This window comes from Nocardia wallacei (assembly GCF_029868745.1).
Taxonomy (GTDB): Bacteria; Actinomycetota; Actinomycetes; order Mycobacteriales; family Mycobacteriaceae; genus Nocardia; species Nocardia wallacei_B.
In genome coordinates this window covers 1-24,955 of record NZ_JARWOP010000311.1, presented here as the reverse complement: position 1 = coordinate 24,955, position 24,955 = coordinate 1, and the positions used below count along the sequence as shown (strand labels likewise).

Here is a 24,955-nt window from a genome sequence, read left to right as displayed (position 1 = left end):
GGGGGGGGGGCCGGGGGTCTTCTCCCCCCCCCCCAAAAAACCCCTGCCCGGCGCCTAAAATTTAGGGGGTGGGGGTGATACTGGGTTGTTTTTTGGGGGTGGGGGTTGCGTGGGGTGGATAGGTGCGGCGTTGCGGGTGGTGTGGGGGTGGATAGGTGCGGCGTTGCGCGTGGTGTGGGGGTGGATAGGTGCGGCATCGCGCGTGCTGGGTGGGTGTGGGATTTCGTGTACGGGGGTGGGGCGGCTGAGGGTGGGGAGGGTTCGGCTTACTGCTCTCAGGTGAAGGCGGGCTTTCGTTTTTGCAGCATGGCTGTGGCGCCTTCCTGGAAGTTTGGTGACTGTAGTAGTTCGATCTGGCCGGTTTTTTCGGCTGAGAGGGCTTCATCCAGCGTGTTCAAGGTGGCTTGGGTGAGTGCTTGTTTGGTCAGCTCCAAGGCTCGGCGTGGGCCGGTGGATAGTTTGGCTACTGTTGCCTCTACTTCGGTGTCCAGTTCCTCGGGGGGGAGGACTCGGGTGAGGAGGCTGTGGGTCTTCGCTTGGGGGGCGGGGAGGCGCTCTCCGAGTAGTGCCATTTCGGTGGCTACGGAACGGCCGGCGGCTGCGGCGACCATGGCTGCGGCTCCGCCGTCGGGCATCAGGCCGATGTTGATGAAGGCCAGTAGCAGGTAGGAATCGTTGCTTGCGTAGGTGAGGTCGGCGGCCAGTGCGAGGGCCACGCCGATACCGGCTGCGGCGCCTCGTATTCGGGCTACCACTGGTACGGGGGCGCCTACGATCGCTCGCACCAGGCGGTTGGCGGCGTCCATGGTCATTTCGGGAGTGATGCCGCGTTGCGCTTCGGAGGCGGTGGCGGACAGGTCTGCGCCGGTGCAGAAGTCGGCGCCTTCGCCGGTGAGCACGATGACTCGCACCGAGGCGTCGACTGCTGCGAAAACGTTGCCCAGTTCGACCATCGTGTCGTAGCCGATAGCGTTCTTGCGCTTGGGGTTGGTGATGGTGACACGCAGCACCGGTCCGTCGTGGACGGCTGTGAATCCGGCGTGGTCGGTGGTGCTCATGGCAACTCCCCAGGAAGGCCGCCGGTGTCGGCGACGACACGAGAATGGTGGTTAACTTTGCGAATTGTGGTTAACTTAGGTTGACTTGTCCGGCGCTGTCAACAAGGGCGGCACGGCAGAAGGAGAGGTGTATGGTCGCGGATCGCAGCGAGGCCGGACTCGCTTCCGCGCGACCGGACAGCTCGCCGAACGGACGCGGCGAGCGGCGGACGCCGGTGCAGCGGCGGCCGAAGAACCGAAAAGCGCAGATCGTGCGGGTTGCGGCGCGTGCCTTCAGCGAGCGCGGTTACCACCCGGTCGGCGTGGACGAGATCGCGGCCGAGGTCGGCATCTCCGGTCCCGCGCTGTACCGCCACTTCACCAACAAGTACGCGCTGCTGGTCGCGGCCGCCGAGGCCGGAGCCCAGCAGTTGCTGGACACCGCGCGAGGCGCCGACGACCCCCGGCTGGATCCGGAATCGCGACTCACCGCACTGATCCGGGCGCTGGCCGAGCACACCATCGACGTGCGGCGTGAGGGCGGGCTCTACCGGTGGGAGCGCCGGTACCTGGGCCCGGAGGACCGCGCGCGTATCCGGGTGATCTACACCGGCCTGCACGAAACCGTGGAGAACGCGATCGCACCGCTGCGCCCGGACGCGTCACCGTTGGACATCCAGATCCTCGCGACGGGGATGCTCGGGGCGATCGGCAGCGTCACGGCCCATCGCACCGCGCTGGCCACCAGCCGACTCACCGATCTGCTTCAGGACATCTGCCGCGCGATCCTGCACACCGAACTCCCGCCGCCGCCCGGCCCGGCCACACCGGATTCGGCCGTGCGCGGGCTGCCGCTGAGCAGCAAGCGCGAGCAACTGCTCACCGAGGCGATCCGCATCTTCGGCCGACAGGGATATCACGAGGCCAGCATCGAGGAGATCGGCGCGGCCGTCGGCATCAACGCCTCCAGCGTCTACCGCTACTTCTCCAGCAAGTCCGACCTGCTGGCCGCGGCCTTCCACCGCACCGGCGAGCGGGTCGCGATCGCCAACTCCGAGGCGCTGGCCGAGGCGACCAGCCGCGCCGACGCCGCACTGCGCATCGCGGCCCGCTTCGCGCGGCTCACCTTCGCGATGCCGGAGATCCTGCCGGTCTATTTCGCCGAGTTCTCCAATCTGCCCGCGGCAGAACAGCAGAAGCTGCGTTCCATCCAGCGCCAGAACGTGCTGGAGTGGGCGCACCTGCTCGACGGCGACCCGGCCGAGGCGCGCTTCCGCGTGCACGCGGCCATCGCACAGGTCGTCGACGTGGGCCGTCGCATGCACTTCGACAGCCGCCCGGAGAGCCTCGCCCGCATGCAGGCGCTGATGAACGCCGCTCTGCTGGGCGAGGATTCGCCCGAGATCGCGGGCTGAGCTCGCCCGAACTCAGGCGGTTTCGGCGGCGCGGCGGTAACCCCGGACGGCGGGGTAGGCGAAGACCACGATCATGCCGACGGTCCACGCAATGGTCTTGAGCAGGGGCGCGGCGATGGGCCCGTCCCAGGCCAGCCCGCGCATGGCGTCGACGGCGGTGCTCATCGGCTGGTTCTGCACCGTCTTCTGCAGCCACGGCGGATAGGCGTAGGTCGGGACGAAGCCGGAGTTGAAGAACATCAGCAGCGTGTTGACGATCGCGATGATGTTCACCAGCAGCACCCCTTCGGACACCGTGGCCAACGCCGTCACCATGACCGCGAACGCGACGCCGAACAGCACCGGAATGGCAATCATCGCCAGCGAGGCCAGCGGCCCGTTCCAGAACCGGAAGCCGATGCACACCCCCACCGCCACCACGAGCAGCGTGGAGATCAGTACCCGGATGGCCTCGGCCAGCAGTCGTCCGGTGAGCCCGGCCGCCCGGTGAATCGGCATGGTCCAGAACCGGCTCAGCAGGCCGGTGATCTTCTCCGTCCGGAAACCCAGCGCGCTCACCACCGCACCCGACATCGCGGCCACCAGCGTGATCATCGGCACCGTGCCGTAATAGCTGGGCATGCCGGTGGCGTTCTCGATCATGTAGCCCAGCACGACCTTGAACATCAGCAACGTCAGCACCGGGTAGATCAACGCCTGCACGGTGGTCGCCGGATCACGCGACCACACCAGCAGCAGCCGCCGGCATTGAATCAGGCTGTGCCGCACCCACGTCGACAGCGCGCGCTCCGACTGCGGCGGCACCACCGGCAGCGGCGATTGTCCGCCGAACGACTCGACATCCTTCGCAGCGATGTCCGCACGCTCCTCACCGATATCCTGCGTCACCGTCGACTCCGCCGTTCCCGCCCTGCTCACGCCCGCCTCGTATTCGCCCAGACCGCCAGCGGCACGAACGCGATCGCCAGCGCCGCCAACCACACCAGCGGCACCCACAGCACCTGCCAGCTCACCCCGTTCTCGGCCATATCGCGCATGGCGAAGGAGAACTGCGAGATCGGCTGGTTCCGGACGAACGGCCGGATCCACGCCGGGAAGCCCACCTCGGGCACGAAACCACACGACAGCATGCCGAAGATCAAGGTCGGCAGCGTCAACGCCTGACTCAGCGACTCGGGGCTCTTGGTCAGACTGCCCAGCCCGTCGGCGCCGATCGCCAGCACCGTGCCCACCGCCAGCGAGAAGACCAGGAACAGCACCGCCTGCCCGAGCCCGGCCACGAACCGGAACCCGATCACATACCCGAACAGGACCGCGGCGGCCAGCGACGTCACCGACCGGACCAACCCGGCCGACAGGCGCGACACCAGCGGCACCAGACCCCCGATCGGCATGGTCTGCATGCGGCTGTTGAGGCCGGTCAGCGCCTCCATCGCGGCGATCTGCGCATTCGACATCATCGTGAACGCCATGGTCTGCAACACGATGATCGGCATCACGAACTGCGCGTAATCGATGCCGCCGACCTTCATCACGAAACGCAGCGGCAGATAGAAGCCGACGGTGAACACCAGGGGCGTGATCACGGCGACGATCAACTCGCCCTTGGTCACCATGGTCCGCACGAGCCGTCCGGTCAGCGCCCGCCACTGCGCAAAGCTCGACGGCCGCGCGGGCGGCATATCGGCGAACAGCCGGGTCTCGGCGGTCGCGGTCGGAGCACTCACTGATTCCCGCCCGAATGCCCGGTGATGGAGAGGAACACATCGTCGAGCGAGGGCCGGCGCAGCGCGATATCGGCCAGCTCCACCCCGGCCGCGTCCAACCGGCGCACCGCCTCGGCGAGGGTCGCCGCGCCGTCGGGGGCCGGTATGGATACGCGGTCGGCGCCGTCGGCGAGCAGGTCCGTGCGCACGGCCTCGGGGAGCAGTTCACCCAGCGCGTCGGCGGCGGTGCGCAGTTGCTTCGGGTCCAGCGGGACCACCTCGCAGTAGCTGCCGCCGGTCTTCTCCTTCAGCGCGTCGGCCGTGCCCTCGGCGATCACCGCGCCCTTATCGATGACGATGATGTTGTCGCTGAGCACATCGGCTTCCTCGAGGTACTGCGTGGTGAGCAGCACCGTGATGCCCTGCCGTTTCAGCGCGTTCACCAGATCCCAGACGCCCTGTCGGCTGCGCGGGTCCAGGCCCGTGGTCGGCTCATCGAGGAACACCACCTCCGGCCGAACCACCAGCCCGCACGCGATGTCGACGCGCCGCCGCATGCCGCCCGAATAGTGCCGCACCGCACGCTTACCCGCCCCGACCAGGTCGAACTCCTCGAGCAGGGTGTCGGCGCGCTGCCGGGCAGCCTTCTTGGCCAGGCCCATCAAGCGGCCGAACAACTCCAGGTTCTCGCGGCCGGACAGATTTTCGTCCAGCGCCGCGTACTGCCCGGTCATCATGATCGAGCGCCGGACCCCCGCCGGATCGCGCAGAACGTCGTGACCCGCCACCATGGCAGTCCCCGAGTCGGGACGCAGCAGCGTGGACAGGATCTTCACCGCGGTGGTCTTGCCCGCGCCGTTCGGGCCGAGGATGCCGAGCACGCTGGCGCGCTCGGCGGTGAAACTGACACCCCGCAGCGCGTGCACGTCACCGAAGGACTTGCGGACCTCCGACACCACCACGGCCGGCTCCGAAACCACCGGGACCGCATCGGCCACGACGCGGTCGGCAGTGTCCGCGACCGGCCCGGCCGTCTCCGGCTTCTCGGGGGGTTGCGGTTCCGCATTGTCCAAGCTCGGCATCAACTCTCCACTATCGACCGGGCAGCGACCGGTGTGTCCGGAACGCCGTTTGCACGCCTCGGTAGGTGATCCCATCCACCTGCCGCGATGTTACTGTGTTTAATTGCCGTGGCTTCGCCGCGGCGGGTTTGTGGCGCCCTGTGGTTCGATTTTCGAAGGCCGCTGCTTGCTCCTTCGTCGCTTGCGCAGCGGCCTTCGAAAACCGAACCGCGCCACAAACCGTTGTGGTTGCGTGGGGGTCACAAACCGTGGTGGTTGCGTGGGGCCGCAAACCGTTCTGGTTGTGTGGAGGGGGCCTTTCTTTGCGGGGGGTTCGCGAGTGGCCCGCGGTTGGGGCGTGAGTGTGGCCTTGTGGTTCGTGAGTGTGGTCTTGTGGGGTTGGGGGTGGTCGCGGGATAGGTGTTCTGCGGCAATGTAATTGCGGGGCTTGCGGTTCGGGGGCGAACGGGCGGTACCCGAACGTGGGCACGAATACTTGTGGCGTTACTCACATTTCAACCCCTATTGCGGGCTGCTCACGGATCGGTGCTGGTCCGAAGACAGACCGGGTGGTCTGGCCGGGTGACCGATTCTTGTCGGTGACCGGGCGCGCCCATAGTCTGGCGGACAGGGGAATTGAAGACACTCACCTGTCTGCGGCAATCGCGATCCGGTCGGGGAGGACCGGTTGCCGGAGCATTCGCCAGCGAGAGGGTGACCAATGGCCGAGTCGGCGCGCCGCACGGCAGCGCACACGGGAGGGACGGTCCGCCCGAAAGTGCTCACGTCCTTCGACCCTCGCACGGGCGAGGCCGTGGGCGATTTCGCGATGATGGGCACCGGCGAGGTGACGCGCACCGTCCGGGCCGCGCGGGCGACCGAGAAATGGTGGGCGGCACTCGGATTCGTGGGTCGGCGGCGCTGGCTGCTGGACTGGAAGCGCGCCATCGCGCGCAATGCCGGGGAACTGGTCGACATCGTGTGCGCCGAGACCGGTAAGCCGGAGGTCGAGGCGGCCATCGAGGTCATGCTCGCGGTGGAGAACCTGGACTGGGCGGCCCGCAATGCCGAACGCGCACTGGGCCGCCGCCGGCTCGGCTCCACCTGGCTCACCCGCAACCAGCGCGCCTCGGTCGGGTACCTGCCGCTGGGCGTGGTGGGGGTGCTCGGCTCCTGGAACAATCCGGTCTTCAGCCCGATGGGATCGATCGCCTACGCCATGGCCGCGGGCAACGCCGTGGTGTTCAAGCCCAGCGAACTCACCTCCGGCGTCGGCGTCTGGCTGGCCGAGAGCTGGAGCCGGCTGGCGCCGAATCAGCCGGTGCTCCAGGTGGTCACCGGCGACAGCAGCACGGGGGCGGCGCTGTGCCGCGCCCGGCTCGACAAGGTCGCCTACGCCGGTTCGGAGAGCGGTGCGCGCGAAGTGATCTCGCTGTGCGCGCAGTCCATGACACCGGTGGTGGTGGAGCACTGCGGCAAGGGCGCCATGGTCGTGCAGGTCGACGCCAAACTCGACGACGCCGCCGAGGCCGCCGTCTTCGGCGCCATGTCCAACGCGGGGCAGAGCCCCACCGGCATCCAGCGCGCCTACGTCGCCGAGTCGGTGTACGAACCCTTCCTCGACAAGGTGATGGCGCAGGCGCGCAAGCTGCGGCCGGGGGGCGATCGCCGCGCCTCGTACGGCCCGATGATCCTGGAATCGCAGGTCGACATCGTGCGCCGACAGGTCAAGGACGCCATCGCCCGGGGCGGACGGGCCGTGGTCGGCGGGCTCGATTCGATCCGGGAGCCCTACATCGAGCCGATCGTGCTGGCCGACGTGCCCGAGGACAGTTCGGCGATCACCGGCGAGGCGGTCGGGCCGGTGCTGATCGTGAACCGGGTCGCGACCATGGACGAGGCGGTCGAGCGCATCAACGCCGCCGGACAGGGCCTGGCGGTGGCGGTGTTCACCCGGGACGTGCGCGCGGTGCCGGAACTGGCCGACCGCATCAGAACCGGTGTGGTGACGGTCAATTCGTCGATGGCCTCCGCGGGCATCCCGTCCATGCCGTTCGGCGGCGTCGGCGAATACGGCCAGGGGCACGCGCACGGCGAGGCCGGGCTACGGGAGTTCAGCCGCACCCTGGCCATCGCGCAGAAGCGCTACCGCGCCCCCGTCAACCTGACCACCTTCGACCGCCACCCCCGCCACCTGCGCTGGGCCAAGGCCGTCTTCCGGATCCGGCACGGGCGGTAGCTCGCCCGGTCGGCGCGCGCAGCTGCGCAGGGAGTCGATGTAGGCCGTCATGGCGTCGCGGTTGCGGGTGAGCAGCTCGATGCGGTGGGTCAGCCGGTCGCGCTGCTGCTCGAGGGTCTCCAGGATCTCGGCATCGGCGTCGGCGAAATGGATATCGCTCGGGTCGTCGAGGCAGGGCAGGATCTGCTTGATGAGCCGGGTCGGCAGGCCCGCCTCCAGCAGGCCGCGGATGTGCAGGACCTGTTCGACCAGGCGCTCGTCATAATCCCGGTAGCCGTTGGCGGCGCGGCCCACCCGCAGCAGCCCTTGGTCCTCGTAGTAGCGCAGCAGGCGCGGGGAGGTCTCCGTGCGCTCCGCCAGCTCGCCGATCCGCATATGCCCTACCTCACAACAACTCTCGCTTGACCCTCACATCTATGTGAGGGTTCGAGCATAGCGCCATGAGCAAGGACATCACCCTTTTCGACTACAGCCCCATCACCGAACGCGAGCCGATCCAGTGGCCCGGCGGCAAGCGGGTCGCGTTCTACGTCGGCCTCAATATCGAGCACTTCTACGTCGATCTGCCGGGCACGGCCACCTACGAGGGCACCACCTCGCTGACGCCGGACGCCCTCAACTACGGCTGGCGCGACTACGGCCCGCGCATCGGGTTCTGGCGACAGCTGGAACTGCTCGACAAGCACGGTATCCGCGCCAGCGCGCTGCTGAATTCCGATGTGGGCGAGCGCTATCCGCAGATCATCGAGGCCGGCAAGGCCCGCGACTGGGTGTGGCTCGCGCACGGCAGCAGCAACAGCCACCTGCACACGGACCTGTCGCTGGAGGACGAGCGGGTCGCGCTGCGCGAGATCGTCACCGCCATCGAGAAGTCCACCGGCTACCGGCCGCGCGGCTGGATGGGCCCGGGTCTGACCGAGACCTTCCACACTCCGCAACTGCTGGCGGAACTGGGCCTGCGCTACGTACTCGACTGGACCAACGACGACCAGCCCTATCGGCTGAATGTGCCCGGCCTCCTGAGTGTTCCGTATTCGGTGGAACTCAACGACATCGGCATCTTCGTCACCAAGGGCCTCACCGGACCGGACTTCGTGCGGATGGTGAAGGACCAGGTGGACCAGCTGTACGCGGACTCGGCCGACAGCGGCCGCGTATTCGGGTTGGCGCTGCACCCCTTCGTCACCGGTCAGGCGTTCCGCCACCGCTACCTGGACGAGGCCCTCGACTACGTCGTCAACCACCCGGGCGTGTGGGTCACCACCAGCGACGACATCGCCGAGCACTACGCGACGAACAATTAGTCGCCGGTGACGGTGAGGTAGATCAGCAGCAGGTTCAGCGCGGAGATCACGGCGGCGATCAGCCAGGCCGCCGCGGTGGTCCAGCGATGGTTGGCGTCGGCGCCCATCAGGACGCGGTCGCTGGTGAAGCGCACCAACGGAATCAGCGCCAGCGGAATGCCGAACGACAGCACCACCTGCGAAATGATCAGCGCGCGGGTGGGATCGATGCCCACCGCGAGAATGATGAGCGCCGGAACCAGGGTGACCAGGCGGCGCAGCAGCAGCGGGATGCGGCGGCTCAGCAGGCCCTCCATGATCATCGCGCCGGCGTACGCGCCGACCGAGGTGGAGGCCAGCCCGGACGCCAGCAGCCCGACCGCCAGCAGCAGCGCCGCCCACGGGCCGAGCGCGTCGCTCACCGCGGCGTGCGCGGACTCGAGCGAGTCGACGTCGTCACGGCCGTTCAGCGTAGTGGCGGCCATCAGCAGCATCGACAGGTTCACCGCACCGGCGATCACCATCGCGAGGCCGACATCGACGCGGGTGATGCGCAGCAGCCGCACCCGCGCCGGACCCGCCTCGGGCTGTCCGTGCCGGTCCCGCGACAGCGCGGAATGCAGGTAGATGGCGTGCGGCATCACGGTCGCGCCGATCATCGCCGCGGCCAGCAGCACGCTCTCGGCGCCGTCGAAGCGCGGCAGCAGCCCACCCAGCGCGCTCGGCGCCGACGGCGGAGAGATCACCACGCTGGCCATGAAACCGATCGCGATGATCGCGAGCAGACCGATGATGACCCGTTCGAAAGGCTTCTGCCCGCGCCGGTTCTGCACCATCAGCAGTCCCATCGACACCACGCCGGTGATCACGCCGCCGAGCAGCAGGGGCAGATCGAACAGCAGGTTGAGCGCGATCGCGCCGCCGACCACCTCGGCCAGATCCGTGGCCATCGCGACCAGTTCGGCCTGCGCCCAGTACGCCAGCCGGATCGGCCGGCTCGCCCGGTCCCGCACCACCTGCGGCAGTGTGCGGCCGGTGACCAGTCCCAGCTTCGCCGACAGGTACTGCACCAGCGCGGCCATCGCGTTGGCCATCACGATCACCCACACCAGCAGATAGCCGAACTGCGCGCCCGCGCTGATGTTCGAGGCGACATTGCCGGGATCGACATAGGCGATCGCGGCCACGAAGGCCGGGCCGAGCAGGATCGACGCCGATCTCGCCCGGCGGAACGACGTGCGCGGCGAGACAACGGTACTCATGAATTTATTTTATGGGTATCCGAACTTTTTTGTTGACCGTACCCCGGAAATGTGACCGCCCCGACCGCGAGCGCGGCCGGGGCGGTACATCTGCCCTGGTGGGGTGTCAGAGACCCAGACCCCGGGCCAGCACCGGCCAGGAGTTCATGAAGTCATCACGCCAGTAGCCCCAGGAGTGCGTGCCCGAGTCCCGGAAGTTGTAGGTCGCGGGGATGCCCAGGCCGTCCAGCTTGGTCTTCAGGTTGCTCGTGCAGTAGTTGGTGCCCGCCTCGATGACGCCGCCGATCAGGATCTGGTTGCCCAGACCGTAGGCGCCGGGCAGCGCGTACGGGCCGTTGAGGGTGTCGTACACGCCGGGCAGGCCGTTGCCGGTGGAGATGTACATGTCCAGGCCGCGCAGTTGCTCGGCGTGCACGTACGGATCGTTCTCCGCCCAGACCGGGGAGTCGTCGGGGCCGTACATGTTGGTGACGTCACCGCCGCCCCAGGTGTTGACGGTGAGCTTGACGAACTCCCGCCCGGCCGGGTCGCTGGTCTGCGCGCAGCCGGAGTAGGCGGCGGCGGCCTTGTACAGGCCCGGGGCGTGGATCGGCAGGTTCAGCACGGTGGTGCCCGAAGTGGACAGGCCCGCAACGGCATTGACGCCGTTGGTGCCCAGCGCGCCGTCGATCAGCGGCGGCAGTTCCTCGGTGAAGAACGTCGTCCACTTGTTGCGGCCCAGCGTCGGGTCGTCCTTGATCCAGTCGGTGTAGTAGCTCCACTTGCCGCCGATGGGCTGCACCACGTTGACGTTCTTGTCGCCGAGGAACCCGTTGACGATGTCGGTCTTCTGCTGCCAGGAGGCCGCGTCCTCGCCGCCGCCGGCGCCGTTGAGCAGGTACAGCGTGGGACGCGGCGCGGACGCGTCGGCCGGGCGCTGCACGTCGACGGGGAAGGTCTTGTCCATCGCGGCCGAGTACACGTACAACCGGATGTTGCGGTCGTCCTTGTAGGTCGCCTTGGAGATGTAGGACCCGTCCGGGGACTTCGGATCGCCCAGCAGGGTCTTCGAGGCGATGATCGGGTCGTCCGCCGAGGCGGTGGGTGCGCCGATTCCGGCTACCACGCCGGCGAGTACTCCTGTGGCCGCAATCGCGGCGGCTGCCCGCAGGCCACTACGCCGGAAGTGTCGACGAATCAATGCTCACACCTTCGCTATCTCATCGGTTTTCGGTCCAGCGATTCCCGTCGGCGCCCCGTGCCGACACCCACGAATCGGGCGACGCCGCGCCCGACCCTACGGCCTTTCTAGTCGTCCGACCAGAGGACATCGTTACGCGGTGACCGCCTCATCATGCCCGATCGGCGTTCCGAGCCACGCCGTCGGCCCCGGTAGCGAGGCGTTTTCTCAGCTGCGGGCCGATCTGCGCCATCGCCTCCGGCGCCACCATCTCCTCGTGCACGGCGTCGACCGGACGATCGACGATTTCGCCGTCGATGTAGTCGCGCCAGTTGTCCGCCCCGGTCGTCCGGTCGCGCGCGGAGAAGTAGTCGAGCCGCCCCCGGTACACCCCGGGCTCATGCTCCACGATCATCTCCGCCGACCGCACGGCGCTGCGGTAGATGCGGCGCAGCCGCTCGGGGGTGAGCAGCGCCAGGTCGGGCGGGAGGGTGGCGTGCAGGGTGGCCAGCGCCGGTTCGCTGAGGTCGTAGATGTCGCCGTCGCCGACCAGCGCTTCCGCGCCGATACCGATCTCGGCCAGCACCTCACGCACGGCGGTGCGGAAATCGCCGAGGTCGATATCGAGGCGGCTGTCGAGCATCACCAGCACCTCCACCCGGCCGCCGCCGTCTTGCAGCAGGGTGGCGATCTCGTGCGCCAGCACCCCGCCCAGCGACCAGCCGAGCAGGTGGTACGGCCCCTCCGGCTGCACCCGCCGGATCTCCTCGACGTAGCGAACGGCCATGTCGCGCACCGATTCCGGCAGCCGGTCGTCCTCCGAGAGCACCGGCGATTGCAGGCCCACGATCGGCCGGTCCCCCGCGAACCGCGCGAGTCCGGCGTAGCACCAGGACAATCCGTACATCGGATGAATGCAGAACAGCGGTGCGCCCGTACCGTGGGCACGGATCGGCAGCACCACCTCGAGCGCGGCCTCCGACGCCAGGTCGAAGTCGTAGTCGAGGTCCTGGGCATCCTCGAGACGCTGGGCCAGTGCCGCGACCGTGGATCCGGTGAAGAACCACTGCACCCGCACCTCGGTGCCGGTCAGCGCGCGCAGGCGGCTGACCGCGCGGGTGGCGACCAGCGAATTGCCGCCGAGTTCGAAGAAGTCGTCGTCCGCGCCGACCCGCTCGGCGCCCAGCACCGCGCCGAACACCTCGGCGACCGCCTCTTCCAGCGGCGTCGACGGCGCGCGGTAGGGGCGGCCGGAGAGCTGCGGCATCGGGAGTGCCCGGCGGTCCAGCTTGCCGCTGGCGTTCAGCGGCAGTTCGTCCAGCACCACCAGGGCGGCGGGAACCATGTAGCCGGGCAACGCTTCTCGCGCGTGCGCCAGCAGCGTCCCGTCCTCGATGGTGGCGCCGGGAGCGGGCACGACATGAGCCACCAGCCGGTCGCCGGATCCGCCGCGCACCAGCGAGACCACCGCGTGCCGCACCGCGTCGTGGCTCGTCAGCACGGCCTCGATCTCACCGAGTTCGATCCGCTGGCCGCGCAGTTTGACCTGGAAGTCGCTGCGGCCCAAGTATTCCAGCGCGCCGCCCCGCCAGCGGACGATGTCGCCGGTGCGGTAGAGGCGCTCGCCGCCGTCGTGGGCGACGAAGCGTTCGGCCGTGCGGGCGGGCGCGCCGAGATAGCCGCGGGCCAGCTGGATTCCGGCCACGTACAGCTCGCCCGGTGCGCCCGGCGGTACCGGGCGCAGGTGTCGGTCGAGCACATGCACCCTGGTATTGGCCACGGGGGCGCCGATCGGCACGCTCGCGCCCGTGGCGGTGGTCGCGGACGCCGCGGTGACCACGGTGGCCTCGGCCGGGCCGTACCAGTTCACCAGTTCGGTCCGCTCCAGCAGGTCGGCGCAGGCCGCGGCCGTCTCGCCGGACAGCGCCTCGCCCGCGGCGAAGATCCAGCGCAGCGACGAATATCCCTGCACCACCGCCGGATTCGCGTCCGTGTCGAGGAAGGCGTCCAGCATCGACGGCACGAAGTGCACGGTGCTGACCGACCTGTCCTCGATCAGCCTCGACAGGTACGCCGGATCGCGGTGGCCGTCGGGTTCGGCGACGACGACCGCGGCTCCGGTGTGCAACGGCCAGAACAGTTCCCAGGTGGAGATGTCGAAGGTGATCGGCGTCTTGTGCAACACCACGTCACCGGTGCCGTGCGGGTATTCCCGCTGCGCCCAGCGGAACTGGTTGGCCATCTGGCGGTGGGTGATCGTCACGCCCTTGGGCCGCCCGGTCGAGCCGGAGGTGTAGATGACATAGGCGACGCCGTCCGGGCGGGCGGCCGGGAACTCCTGGCCTCGACCGTCGAGCGGCAGCTCGTCCACCACGACGACCGGTGTCCCGGTACGGGTTTCGAAGTCGCCGCCGGTGGTCAGCACGCACACCGGCCGCGCGTCACCGAGGACGAACTCGTTGCGCTCGGCCGGATGATCGGGGTCCACGGGGACGTAACCCGCACCCGCCCGCAGCACCGCGTAGATCGCGACGACCAGGTCGATCGAGCGCCGCATGGCCACGGCCACCAGCGCTTCCGGCCCGACACCGCGACCGGCCAGCTCCCCCGCCAGCGCCCGGGACCGGACGTCGAGTTCGCGATAGCTCAGCATGCTGTCGCCGAAGTACAGTGCCGGAGCCTGCGGGGTGCGGGCCACCTGCGCGTCGAACAGGGAGATCAGCGTCGCGTCGTCCAGCAGCTCGGGCGCCGCCGTGGCGTTGCGGGCCGCGAGCTCGTCGCGCTCGCCCGCCAGCAGCACGTCCACCTCGGCGATCCGGGCCTGCGGAGTCATCACGAAACGGCCGAGCAGGGCCGAGAGCCGTTGCGCCAGTGCGGTGGCCGTCGCCTCGTCGAACACGTCCCGCAGGTACTGCAGCGACACCCGCAGCTGATCGTCCAGCGACACCATGACCGTCACCGGATAGTGGGTGCCGTTGACCGAACCGATGCCGGTGACGTGCACGCCGTCCACCGCCCCGGCCCGGTCCAGGCCGTCGCGGTCGATCGGATACGACTCGAACACGACCAGCGAATCGAACAGCCCGTCGACCCCGGCGGCGGCCTGGATATCGCTCAGGCCCAAGTAGTGGTAGTCGAGCAACTCCGCCTGCTCGGACTGCAACTGCCGCAGCAGGCCGCTCAGCGTGTCGGTGGCCGCCAGCCGCACCCGCACCGGGATCGCGTTGACGAACAGGCCCACCATGGTCTCGACACCGGGCAGCGCCGGCGGGCGGCCGGAGACCGTCGCGCCGAAGACCACGTCGTCGCGGTCCACACTGCGCCCGACCAGCAGTCCCCACGCCGCCTGCACCACGGTGTTGACGGTGACACCCAGTCGCGCGGCCAGCCGGGTCAGCTCGGCGGTGTCGGACACCGACAGGTCGAAGCCCGTTTCGCCTGCGCCGGAGGCGATCTCGCGGCCCGGATCGACGGGGGCCAGGGGCGTCGGCTCGGTGACGCCAGCGAGCGCCCGGCGCCACGCGGCGCGGGCGGCGTCGCGATCCTGATCGACCAGCCAGGCCAGGTAGTCGCGATAGGGGCGGACCTCCGGCAGGTGCCGGGCGTCCGGGCCGAGCGCGTACAGCATCAGTAGGTCGCGCATGAGCAGCGGCGTGGACCAGCCGTCGAGCAGGATGTGGTGGCTGGTCACGAGCAGCCGATACGAGTTGCCCGCGGTGCGGCCGGTATGGATGAGGGTGAAGCGCAGCAGCGGCGCGGTGCGCATGTCGAACCGGTCGGCGTAGTCGGCGGCGGTGCGCCGGGCCAGCTCCGCCTCCACCTCGTGCGCCGGAAGATCACTGAGATCGATGGTGCGCCAAGGTAGCTCGACATTGCCGAGGACCACCTGCACCGGACTACCGGCGGCGTCGGCGGCGAAGGCGACCCGGAGGTTGGCGTGCCGATCCAGCACGGCCTGGGCCGCCTCGCGCAGCCGCGGCACGTCCACGCTGCCGCCGAGATCGACGGTGAACTGCGTGGTGTACAGGTCGACCGAGGCGTCGGCCAGCAGGGCGTGGAAGAGCATGCCCGACTGCAGCGGCGTCATCGGCCAGATGTCGGACAGGTTCGGATAGTCCCGGACCAGCCGGTCGATATCGGACTGCGCCGGGCGCACCAGCGGGAAGTCCGACGGGGTGAACCCACCGGCGTCCGCGTGCGTACCGTGCTCGGCCAGCCCGCCCAGGGCCCGGACCCACTGCCCGGCAAGCTCTTTCACCTGCTCGGCGTCCAATACCGCGGCGGCGTAATCGAATCGGGCCAGCAGGCTGTCGGCGGTGGCGTCGATGGTGATGTCGAGGAACAGGTCCGCGGGCGCGGTGTCCGGCGAGGCGTTCGCGGGCCGCAGATCGCGGTAGCGGAATGCGGTGCGCCCGTGCGGGAGCGCGGCCAGATCCGCGGCGGTGTCGCTGTTCAGGTAGCGCAGCAGACCGTAGCCGACTCCGGCGGCGGGAACGGCGCGACGGCGCTCCTTGACCTGGGCGATCACCCGGCCCGCCGCCGGTCCGCCGAGCAGGGCGTCGTCCACGTCGACGGCGTCCAGGCCGAGCACGAACGGGTAGGCCGCGGTGTAACCGCCGACCGCACCGGCCGCTCCGGGCCCGGCCACGGTACGGCCGTCGGCGAACAGTCGCACGACCGAGCCGACCACCTCGGCCGCCGGCCCGCGCGGCCCCGACTCCAACGCCAGCGCGAGGGCCGCGAGCAGCACCTCTTCGATGGTGGCGTGGTAGGCGGCGGCCACCGCGGTCACCGCGGCCGCGCCCTCGGCGGTGACCACCAGCGAGACCCGGCCGCGAACCGTCAGGTCCAGCTCGCCGATCGGGATGTCCGCGGGCGCCTCGGCCAGAGCCGTTCGCCACCAGTCGATTTCGCCGACCGTCGCCGGGTCGGTGGCCAGCGCGGCCAGGGTGTGCGCCACATCGGCCGGGCCGGTTTCGACCCCGGACTTCGTGGGGTGCCCGCCGGACCAGGCGGTGGACAGCTCGTCGATGATGGTCCGCCAGGAGGCGTCGTCGACGACCAGGCCGTTCGCGACGATCACGAGAGCGGGCGGGACCTCCGTGGTGCCGTCCGGCTCCGCGCCGGGTTCGCTCGACGCGATCAGGCCGAAGCAGATATTGCGTCCGGCGGCGGGGTCCAGGTCGGCGGCCAGCGCGCGCAAGGCGACCTCGGCCACGTTCGCCGCGGGCGCGAACCGCCGCAGCGGGACCTCCGGAACGGTGTCGGGAAGAATCAGGCTCGCAACGATTTCCGAGGTCGGCTCCGGTAGTTCGTCGCGCCGGACGAACCGCGCGCCGGTGTCGGTGGTGACCGCCGACCGGACGACGGGCAGGAACTCGGTCACGGCCTCGGCGGTCGCGGTGGGCAGCAGGCTGGTGGGGGCGTCGAAGGCCGCGCCGGACTCGAAGTCACCCTGGCCGGGCGGTACGACGGGCAGGAATTCGGTGACGTGTTCGGCCCAGGCATCGGGCCCGCCCGCCGCGTGCGCGCCGAACGGACCGAGTTCGGTGGCGGCCTCCGCGTCCGCGATGATCGCCGGGATCCGGACGCCCACCGGCGGGCCGAACGGGCTCGCGCCGGCGCCGTTCACGTCCGGGACATCGGGAACGGTTGTGCCCTCGTCCATTTCGAGACGCGCCGAGAGCATCGGATGCCGGTCCAGCAGGGCCTGTACCGCCGCGTGTACCCGGTCGGGACCGCAGTCCTCGGGGACCGCCAGGGAGATCGCGCGGCAATCGCGTCCGGTGCGGTCGAGGCGCAGCAGCCGGGCCGCGTTCGGGAGCAGCGGCACCGGTCCGGTGCGGATCTGTTCGTCGGCCTCGGCGGGCACGGTGGCGACGCGCGCCAGCGCCTCGACGGTGCGGGATCCGAAGATGTCGCGCGGCGAGAAGTGCACGCCCCGCGCGCGGGCGCGCGACACCACCTGGATGGACATGATGCTGTCGCCGCCGAGGGCGAAGAAGTCGTCGTCCAGGCCGACGCGGTCCAGGCCGATGACCTCCGCGACCACATCCGCCACCACCTCTTCGGCGGGTGTGCGCGGGGCCCGGTACGCCTTGGCCTCCACCACGGGCGCGGGCAGCGCCTTGCGATCGAGCTTGCCGTTCACGGTGAGCGGCAACGTATCCAGCGTGACGAACGCCGAGGGAATCATGTAGTTCGGCAGCGCGCCGCTCAGCGCCGACCCCACCGCGGTCGTGTCGAGCGCCTCGCCCGTCGGCACCAGGTAGGCCACCAGGCGGTCGCCGGTGCGTCCGTCGTTGCGGGCCAGCACGGCCGCCTGCGCGACCTCCGGCAGGGCCAGCAGCGCGGCCTCGATCTCGGCGAGTTCGATGCGGAAGCCGCGGACCTTCACCTGGAAGTCCGTGCGCCCCCGGTATTCCAGCTCCCCCGCGGTATTCCACGCCACCAGGTCGCCGGTGCGGTACATCCGCGCGCCCGGCTCGAACGGGTCGGCCACGAACCGATCCGCGGTCAGCTCCGGGCGGCCGAAGTAGCCGTGCGCCAATTGCGCACCGGCCAGGTACAACTCGCCCGCCGCCCCGTCCGGCACCGGATGCAGCCGCGCGTCCAGCACGTACACCCTGGTGTTCCATTCCGGCACACCGATCGGCACCGAGACCTCGTCGGCCGCCGTCACCCGGTGGTTCGTGACCGACACCGCCGCCTCGGTCGGGCCGTAGGCGTTGTACAGCTCGACATGCCGGTAGAGCGACAGGAACCGCTGCGCCAGCGCGCCCGGCAGGGCCTCGCCGATCGCCAGCACCCGCCGCAGTCCGGCCATGGCCCGGGCCCCGGCGCGGCTGGTGGCGTCGGTGAGCAGCGCGTCGAGCATCGATGGCACCACGTGCAGCGTGGTGACGGCCTCGCGGGCCAGCAGTTCGTTCAGGTAGGCGGGGTCGCGGTGGGCGTCGGGCATCGCGATGACCAGGCGGCCGCCCGACGCCGCGGCCGACCAGAACTCCCACACCGACAGATCGAACGTCGCGGCCGTCTTCAACAGCACCGCGTCGTCGGCGCCCAGCCCGAAAGTGGCTGTCTTCCAGGTCAACTGGTTGACGACGGCCGCGTGCGGCACGGCCACGCCCTTCGGGCGGCCCGTCGAGCCGGAGGTGAAGATCACGTAGGCCGTGTTCGATGCACGCAGCGGCGCAACGCGTTCCGCGTCGGTGACGGCGGCGTCGGAGTGCGCGGTCGGGTCCAGAGCGTCGAGGACCACGATTCGCGGCCCCGTGGACGGACCCCGAGCCGGTGACTTCGCGTCGTCGCGGGGTAGGGCGGTGATCGCGTCCGCCGATGCCTTGCCCAGAGCGGGCATGGATTCGGAACGCCCGCGCCAATCGAGCATCGCGCCGTTTCCGGCCGAGGCCACCGGGCGCGGACCGGTGGACGTCATCGCGGTGTCCCGGCGGGTTTGTGCCGCCATCACCCGTTCGGTCGCCGCGGTCGTCAGTACGCACACCGGATCGGCGGTGCCCAGGATGTAGTCGACGCGCTCGGCGGGCTGGTCGGGGTCGATCGGGACGTAGGCGCCACCGGCCTTGGCGACCGCGTACATGGCGACGACGAGGTCGATGGAGCGCGGCAGCAGCAGCGCCACTCGTGATTCGGGGCCCACGCCCAGCGAGATCAGGTGCCGGGCAAGGCGATTCACCCGCGCGTCGAGTTCGGTGTAGCTCAGTTCCGCGCGGCCGGTCTCGGCGTCCGGCAGGTCCGCGACCAGCGCGACCGCCTCGGGCGCCGACGCGACGGAGCGGTCCAGCAGGGTCACCAGCGTCGCGGCGGTGTCCAGGGCGTGCGCGGTGGCATTGCGGTCGACGACGGCGTGGGCGAGTTCCGCCGGAGTGAGGATCTCGAGGTCGCCCACGGCGATCGTGTCGTCGGCGACGACGGCGGCCAGAATGCGGGACAGGCGGTCCGCGAAGTTCTCGACGGTGGCGGCGTCGAAAAGGTCGGTGGCATAGGTGAAGTAGCCACCGATACCGGCCGGGCTCCCCTGCTCGTCGTACACGTCACCGACGATCAGATGCAGATCGAACTGCGATACTTCGAGATCCGCGTCGACGCCCGCGACACTCAGACCCGGCAACTCCAACGCCGTGCGCGCCAGGTTCTGGAACGACAAACCCACCTGGAACAACGGATGATGCGCCGTCGACCGCGGCGGATTCAACACCTCCACCAACCGCTCGAACGGAATATCGGCATGCGCGAAAGCCCGCAGATCCGTTTCCCGCTGCCGCGCAAGCAGTTCCGCGAACGACTCGCCGCGATCCAGTCGGGTCCGGAACACCACCGTGTTCACGAACATCCCGATCAAATCGTCCAGTTCGGCCTCGCCACGACCGGCGACCGGCGTACCCACCGCAATGTCGTCGGTGCCCGACAACCGCGCCAGCAACACCGCCAGCGCCGTATGCACCACCATGAACAACGTCGCACCGTGCGCACGCGCCAACGCGCCCAGAGCGGCGTGCATTTCGGCGTCCACCCGGAACTCCACCCGGCCGCCACGCAACGACGCCACCGCCGGACGCGGCCGATCCGCCGGCAACTCCAGCAGGTCCGGCAAACCGGACAACTCCCGTCGCCAGAACGCGATCTGCCGCGCCGCAAGGGAACCCGGGTCGGACTCGGCACCGAGCACCGCACGCTGCCACAGCGCGTAATCCACGTACTGCACCCGCAGCGGCGTCCAGTCCGGCGCCGCACCGGCGGCCCGCGCGGCGTACGCGATCATCACGTCCCGCACCAGCGGGGCCATGGACGAACCGTCGGCCGCGATATGGTGCACGACCACGGCCAGCACGTACTCGGGTCCGGAACCCGATGGGGCATCGATGATCTCGAACAGCCGTACCCGGATCGGCACCTCGGCCGTCACGTCGAACGGCGTCGCCGCCAACTGCCGGATCTCGCCTGCCAGCGTTTCGGAGGCGGCCCGCTCCACCGTCACACCCAGCCGCGTGTCCGCCGCCAGCACCACCTGTGCCGGACCGTCGGGGGCCTCCGGGTAGACGGTGCGCAACACCTCGTGCCGGGCGACCACGTCGTCGAGTGCCGCGGACAGCGCGGTCGCGTCGAGCGCGCCGCTCAGCCGCAGCGCGAACGGCAGGTTGTAGGCCGCCGAGCCCGCCGTGTCGCCGTCCTGGTCGAACCGGTTCAGGAACCACATCCGCTGTTGCGCCAGCGACAACGGCAACCGTTCGGGCCGTTCGAGACTGCCGATCTCGACGCCGCGACGTTCGTGCGCCTGCGATTCGACGGCCGCGGCCAAGGCCGCGACGGTGGGGGTCTCGAACAGCGCCCGCACCGGTATCCGGCCGCCGACCGCCGCCCCCAGCCGCGCCACCACCTGGGTGGCAACCAGGGAGTTGCCGCCGAGCGCGAAGAAGTCGTCGTCCGCGCCGACCCGCTCCAGCCCGAGTACCGTGCCGTAGATCTCGGCCGTGATCTGCTCGATCGGCGTTGCGGGGGCGCGGAATTCGCGGCTGCTGTAGGTCGGCTCGGGCAGCGCCCGGCGGTCCAGCTTGCCGCTGGGGTTGAGCGGGAACGCGTCCAGCGCGACGATCACGGCCGGAACCATGTACACCGGAAGCGTTTTCGACAGTATCGAGCGCAGCCGCGCCTGGTCGATCTCGTAGCCGGGCGTCGGCACGGCGTAGGCCACCAGCTGGTCGCCCAGGGCCGACGGCATCACCAGCGCGACCGCCTGACTGACCGTCGGCTGTGCCAGCAGCGCCGCCTCGATCTCGCCCAGTTCGATGCGCTGACCGCGGAACTTCACCTGGAAGTCGGTGCGCCCCAGGTATTCCAGCCGCGCCGGCAGTTCGCCCTCGGCATCGCGCCATACCACCAGGTCACCGGTGCGGTACATCCGGTCGCCCGCGGTCGCACCGTTACCCCCGCCCCCGAAGGGGTTGGCGACGAACCGGTCCGCGGTCAGATCGGGCCGCCGCACATAGCCGCGGGCCAGTTGCTCGCCGGCCAGATACAACTCGCCGGGGACGCCCGCCGGCACCGGGCGCAGCCGCCCGTCCAGCACGTAGACCTGGGTGTTCCACTGCGGCAACCCGATCGGGACGCTGGGCCGGTCCTCGGTCCGCGCCGGCCAGTACGTCACCGACACCGCGGCCTCGGTCGGGCCGTACAGGTTGTGCACCCGCGCGCCGCACACCCGCTGCACCGCCTCCACCGTCTCCGGCGGCAGCGCCTCACCGATCACGAAGATGTCGGCCAGCGTCGGGCACGCGCCGGCGGTGGTGTGCGCGGCGAAGACGGTCAGCATCGACGGCACGAAGTCGGTGACCGTGACGCCCTCGGCCGCAATGGTTTCCGCGATGTACTCGGGGTCGCGGTGGCCGTCGTGGGTGGCGACGACCAGCCGCGAACCGGACCGCAGCGGCATGAAGTAGCCCCACAGCGAGACGTCGAACGTGGTGGCGGTCTTCTGCAGATACACGTCCCCGGAGCCCAGCGGATAGGCGGCCAGCATCCAGGTGATCTGATTGTGGATCGCCGCGTGCGAGACCGCGACGCCCTTGGGACGGCCGGTCGAACCGGAGGTGAAGATCACGTAGGCGGGGTGGTCGGGCCGCAGCGGGCGGAGCAGCTCACCGGGCCGCACCGGGGTGGGGTCGAAGCCGCCGAGGTCCATGGTGTCCAGGCGCAGCACCGGGATGTCCACGGGGACCGCGACGGCATCGCGCACGGTCGTGACCACACACACCGGTCGCGCGGTGTCCAGGATGTGGTCGATTCGCTCGGGTGGGTGGTCGGGATCCAGCGGCACGTACGCGCCGCCCGCGGTGACGATGGCGTACATCCCGATCACCAGGTCCAGCGACCGCCGGATCGCCAGACCCACCAAGGCTTCCGGGCCGACGTCGCGCGAGATCAGCAGCCGCGCCAGCTGATTCACGCGCGCGTCGAACTCGGCGTAGGTCAGCGACTCGCCCTCGTAGGTGACGGCCGTCATGCTCGGGTACTGCGCGACCATGCGCCGGTAGCCGTCCAGCAGCAGCTCCGGCTCGACGGGATAGCGAGTGTCGTTCCAGTCGTGCAGGATTCGCACCCGCTCGTCGGGCCGCAGCAGGTCGATGTCGCCGACCGGCCGGGCCGGTGCGGCGGTGACGGCGTCGAACACGCCCAGCAGGCGGTCGGCGAAACCGGCGATCGTCGCCTCGTCGAACAGGTCGGTGGCGTAGGTGAACATCGCGGAGAGCCCGCGAGCCAGGCCCTGATCCCGCCGCGGCACCACGGTGAGTTGCAGATCGAACTTGGCGATCGCGCCGTCGAAAGCGATGGCGGCGGCCGTCATGCCCGGCAGCTCGAGCCGCGGCTTGTCCATGTTCTGGAAGAACAACGCCACCTGGAACAACGGATGATGCGCCTGCGAACGCACCGGATCCAACACCTCGACCAAACGCTCGAACGGCAACTCCGCATGCGAAAACGCACCCAGATCCGTCTCTTTCACCGCCGCCAGGAACTCGGTGAAAGACACCGACGAATCCACCCGGGTCCGCAACGCCAAAGTATTGACGAACATGCCGATCAAATCATCGAGCTCACGCTCACCACGACCCGCCACCGGCGTACCGACAACAATGTCCTCGGTCCCCGACAACCGCGCCAGCAACACCGCCAACGCCGCGTGCACCACCATGAACAACGACACACCGGACCGGTGCGCCACTTCGTCGAGACGGCCGTGCAGCCGCGCGTCCACCGTGAAGGCGTACTCGGCGCCGAGCCCGGAGGCCACGGCCGGGCGCGGCCGGTCCGCGGGGAGGTCCAGGCGATCCGGAAGGCCGGTCAGGGCGGACCGCCAGTACTGGATCTGGTCCGCGGCAATCGAATCGGGATCGGCCTCGTCGCCCAGCACCTCGCGCTGCCACAGCGCGTAGTCGGCGTACTGCACCGGCAGCGGCTGCCACGCGGGCTGCGCGCGGTTGCGCCGAGCGAGGTAGGCCACCAACAGGTCTCGCATGAACGGCGCGATGGACACGCCGTCGGCGGCGATGTGGTGCACCACGACCACGATGACGTGGTCGTCGGCGCCCAGCTCCGCGACCCCGATCCGCAGCGGCACGTCGGCCGCCACGTCGAAGCCGGTGAGCGCCAATCCGGCCACCCAGCCCTCGATCTCGTGTTCGGCGATCGGTTTCGGGGACAGGTCGGGGACTGCCTGCTCGACGGGCAGGATCACCTGGTAGCCAGTGCCGTCGACGGCCGGGTACACGGTGCGTAGCGTCTCGTGCCGCTCGATCAGGTCGACGATCGCGGCCTGCAGCGCGTCGGCGTTCAGCCTGCCGGTGAGCCGGATGGCGAACGGGATGTTGTTGGCGGGTGATATCGGATCGAATTGGTTGAGGAACCACATCCGCTGCTGCGCCAGCGACAGCGGGATATTGTCCGGTCGCGGCCGCGGCGCCAGCGCCGGGCGCCCGCCCGCACCCTTGATCGGCTCCAGGCGGCGGGCCAGGGCGGCGACCGTGGACGCCTCGAACAGCACCCGCGCCGGGATCCGCGCGGAAATCTGCGCGCCCAGCCGGGCGGCGACCTGGGTCGCGATCAGCGAGTTGCCGCCCAGGTCGAAGAAGTCGTCGTCGGCGCCGATGGGTTCGCCGTGGCCGAGCAGTTCGGCGAACACGCCCGCCACCAGCTCCTCGAGCGGCCCGGAGGGCGCCCGGCACGCGCGGGTCTGCAGGACCGGGGCGGGCAGCGCGGCACGATCGAGCTTGCCGACGGGCGTCAGCGGGATCTCGTCCAGCACCACCACCGAGGTGGGCACCATGTGCGCGGGCAGGGTGCGGCGGGCGGTGGCGGTCAGCTCGTCGACGTCGATATCCGCGCCCGGGGCGGCGTGCACGTAGGACACGAGAATGGTTGCGCCGCTGTCGAGCCGGTGACCGACCGTGACCGCGAAGTCGACGGCGTCGTGCGCGGACAGCACCGCGTCGATCTCCCCCAGCTCGATCCGGAACCCCCGGATCTTCACCTGAAAATCGTTGCGGCCCAGATACTCCAATTCGCCGGACAAGGTGCGGGACACCAGGTCGCCGGTGCGGTAGAGCCGGGAACCGTTGCCGTCGAAGGGATTCGCGACGAAACGTGCCGCGGTCAGGCCCGGCCGATCGTGGTAGCCCCGCGCCAATTGCGCTCCGGCGATGTACAACTCACCGGCCACGCCGTCGGGCACCGGCGTCAGCCGCTCGTCCAGGACGTATTCGGTGACGGCGCGGATGGGCGCGCCGATGGTGACCGGGTCGCCCGGGGACAGTGGCGAACTGATGTTCGTCATGATCGTGGTCTCGGTCGGCCCGTACCCGTTGTAGAACTCGCGCGTGCCGTCGCCGATCGGAACGGCCCAGCGCCGCACCAGTTCCGGCGGACACGCCTCGCCACCGGAGATGATCACTCGCAGATCGTCGAGGCCCGTCGGGTCGAGTGACGCCAGCGCTGCCGGTGTGACGAAGGCGTGCGTCACCTCTTCGCGGCGCAGCAGCGCGGCGAGCTCGTCACCGCCGTATACCGACGGCGCGGCCACCACCATCGTCGCCGCACCACCCACCGCCAACAACAACTCCAACACCGACGCATCAAACGACGGCGACGCGAAATGCAAAGTCCGCGAATCATTACCGACCCGATAACGCTCACGCTGCTCATCACAAAAACTCGACAAACCAGCCTGAGTGACAACCACACCCTTCGGCTTGCCCGTCGAACCCGACGTATAGATCACA

General features: G+C 69.7%; 10 protein-coding genes and 1 pseudogene. 3 read left to right on the top strand and 8 right to left on the bottom strand.

Going from position 1 to position 24,955, the window contains the following annotated elements; translation table 11 throughout:
• Positions 1-275: 275 nt before the first annotated feature.
• On the bottom strand, positions 276-1,058 hold the full coding sequence (locus tag QH470_RS28975; protein WP_280275534.1) for an enoyl-CoA hydratase: 783 nt from the start codon (positions 1,056-1,058) through the stop codon (positions 276-278).
• A 131-nt stretch (positions 1,059-1,189) separates the two neighbouring features.
• On the opposite strand from QH470_RS28975, the gene QH470_RS28970 reads away from it, so the two are divergent.
• Complete coding sequence (locus QH470_RS28970) at positions 1,190-2,452, top strand: TetR/AcrR family transcriptional regulator (RefSeq protein ID WP_280275533.1); 1,263 nt, start codon at positions 1,190-1,192, stop codon at positions 2,450-2,452.
• Positions 2,453-2,464: 12 nt separating this feature from the next.
• On the opposite strand, the gene QH470_RS28965 is transcribed toward QH470_RS28970, so the two are convergent.
• Genes QH470_RS28965 through QH470_RS28955 form a run of 3 tightly spaced genes read right to left on the bottom strand, consistent with a single transcriptional unit; the run spans position 2,465 to position 5,240 of the window.
• Positions 2,465-3,307, bottom strand: coding sequence for an ABC transporter permease (locus QH470_RS28965; RefSeq protein ID WP_400182900.1), 843 nt, complete (start codon positions 3,305-3,307; stop codon positions 2,465-2,467).
• Positions 3,308-3,366: 59 nt separating this feature from the next.
• Positions 3,367-4,134 carry an ABC transporter permease gene (locus QH470_RS28960; protein WP_280275535.1) on the bottom strand — a complete coding sequence of 256 codons (768 nt, stop codon included), beginning with the start codon at positions 4,132-4,134 and terminating at the stop codon, positions 3,367-3,369.
• A 41-nt stretch (positions 4,135-4,175) separates the two neighbouring features.
• Entirely contained in the window at positions 4,176-5,240 is a 1,065-nt protein-coding gene (locus QH470_RS28955; protein ID WP_280275532.1) for an ATP-binding cassette domain-containing protein, read from the bottom strand.
• 700 nt (positions 5,241-5,940) lie between these two features.
• On the opposite strand from QH470_RS28955, the gene QH470_RS28950 reads away from it, so the two are divergent.
• Complete coding sequence (locus tag QH470_RS28950) at positions 5,941-7,458, top strand: aldehyde dehydrogenase family protein (RefSeq protein WP_280275531.1); 1,518 nt, start codon at positions 5,941-5,943, stop codon at positions 7,456-7,458.
• Positions 7,459-7,647: 189 nt separating this feature from the next.
• On the opposite strand, the pseudogene QH470_RS28945 reads toward QH470_RS28950, so the two are convergent.
• Positions 7,648-7,833, bottom strand: a pseudogene (locus QH470_RS28945) (MerR family transcriptional regulator); the annotation flags it as partial.
• Positions 7,834-7,898: 65 nt separating this feature from the next.
• On the opposite strand from QH470_RS28945, the gene QH470_RS28940 reads away from it, so the two are divergent.
• Positions 7,899-8,762, top strand: a complete 864-nt coding sequence (locus tag QH470_RS28940; protein WP_280275530.1) for a polysaccharide deacetylase family protein — start codon at positions 7,899-7,901, stop codon at positions 8,760-8,762.
• Here QH470_RS28940 and QH470_RS28935 read toward each other — a convergent pair.
• From QH470_RS28935 to QH470_RS28925, 3 genes are all read right to left on the bottom strand, one after another.
• Positions 8,759-10,003, bottom strand: a complete 1,245-nt coding sequence (locus QH470_RS28935) for an Nramp family divalent metal transporter (RefSeq protein ID WP_280275529.1) — start codon at positions 10,001-10,003, stop codon at positions 8,759-8,761. The two genes, QH470_RS28940 and QH470_RS28935, sit on opposite strands and share 4 nt — an antisense overlap.
• A 106-nt stretch (positions 10,004-10,109) precedes the next feature.
• Positions 10,110-11,108 (bottom strand): alpha/beta hydrolase, encoded by a 999-nt coding sequence (locus tag QH470_RS28930; protein WP_280275528.1) that lies wholly within the window; start codon positions 11,106-11,108, stop codon positions 10,110-10,112.
• 226 nt (positions 11,109-11,334) lie between these two features.
• On the bottom strand, positions 11,335-24,955 hold a 13,621-nt coding region (locus QH470_RS28925), incomplete at its 5' end, for a non-ribosomal peptide synthetase (RefSeq protein WP_280275527.1).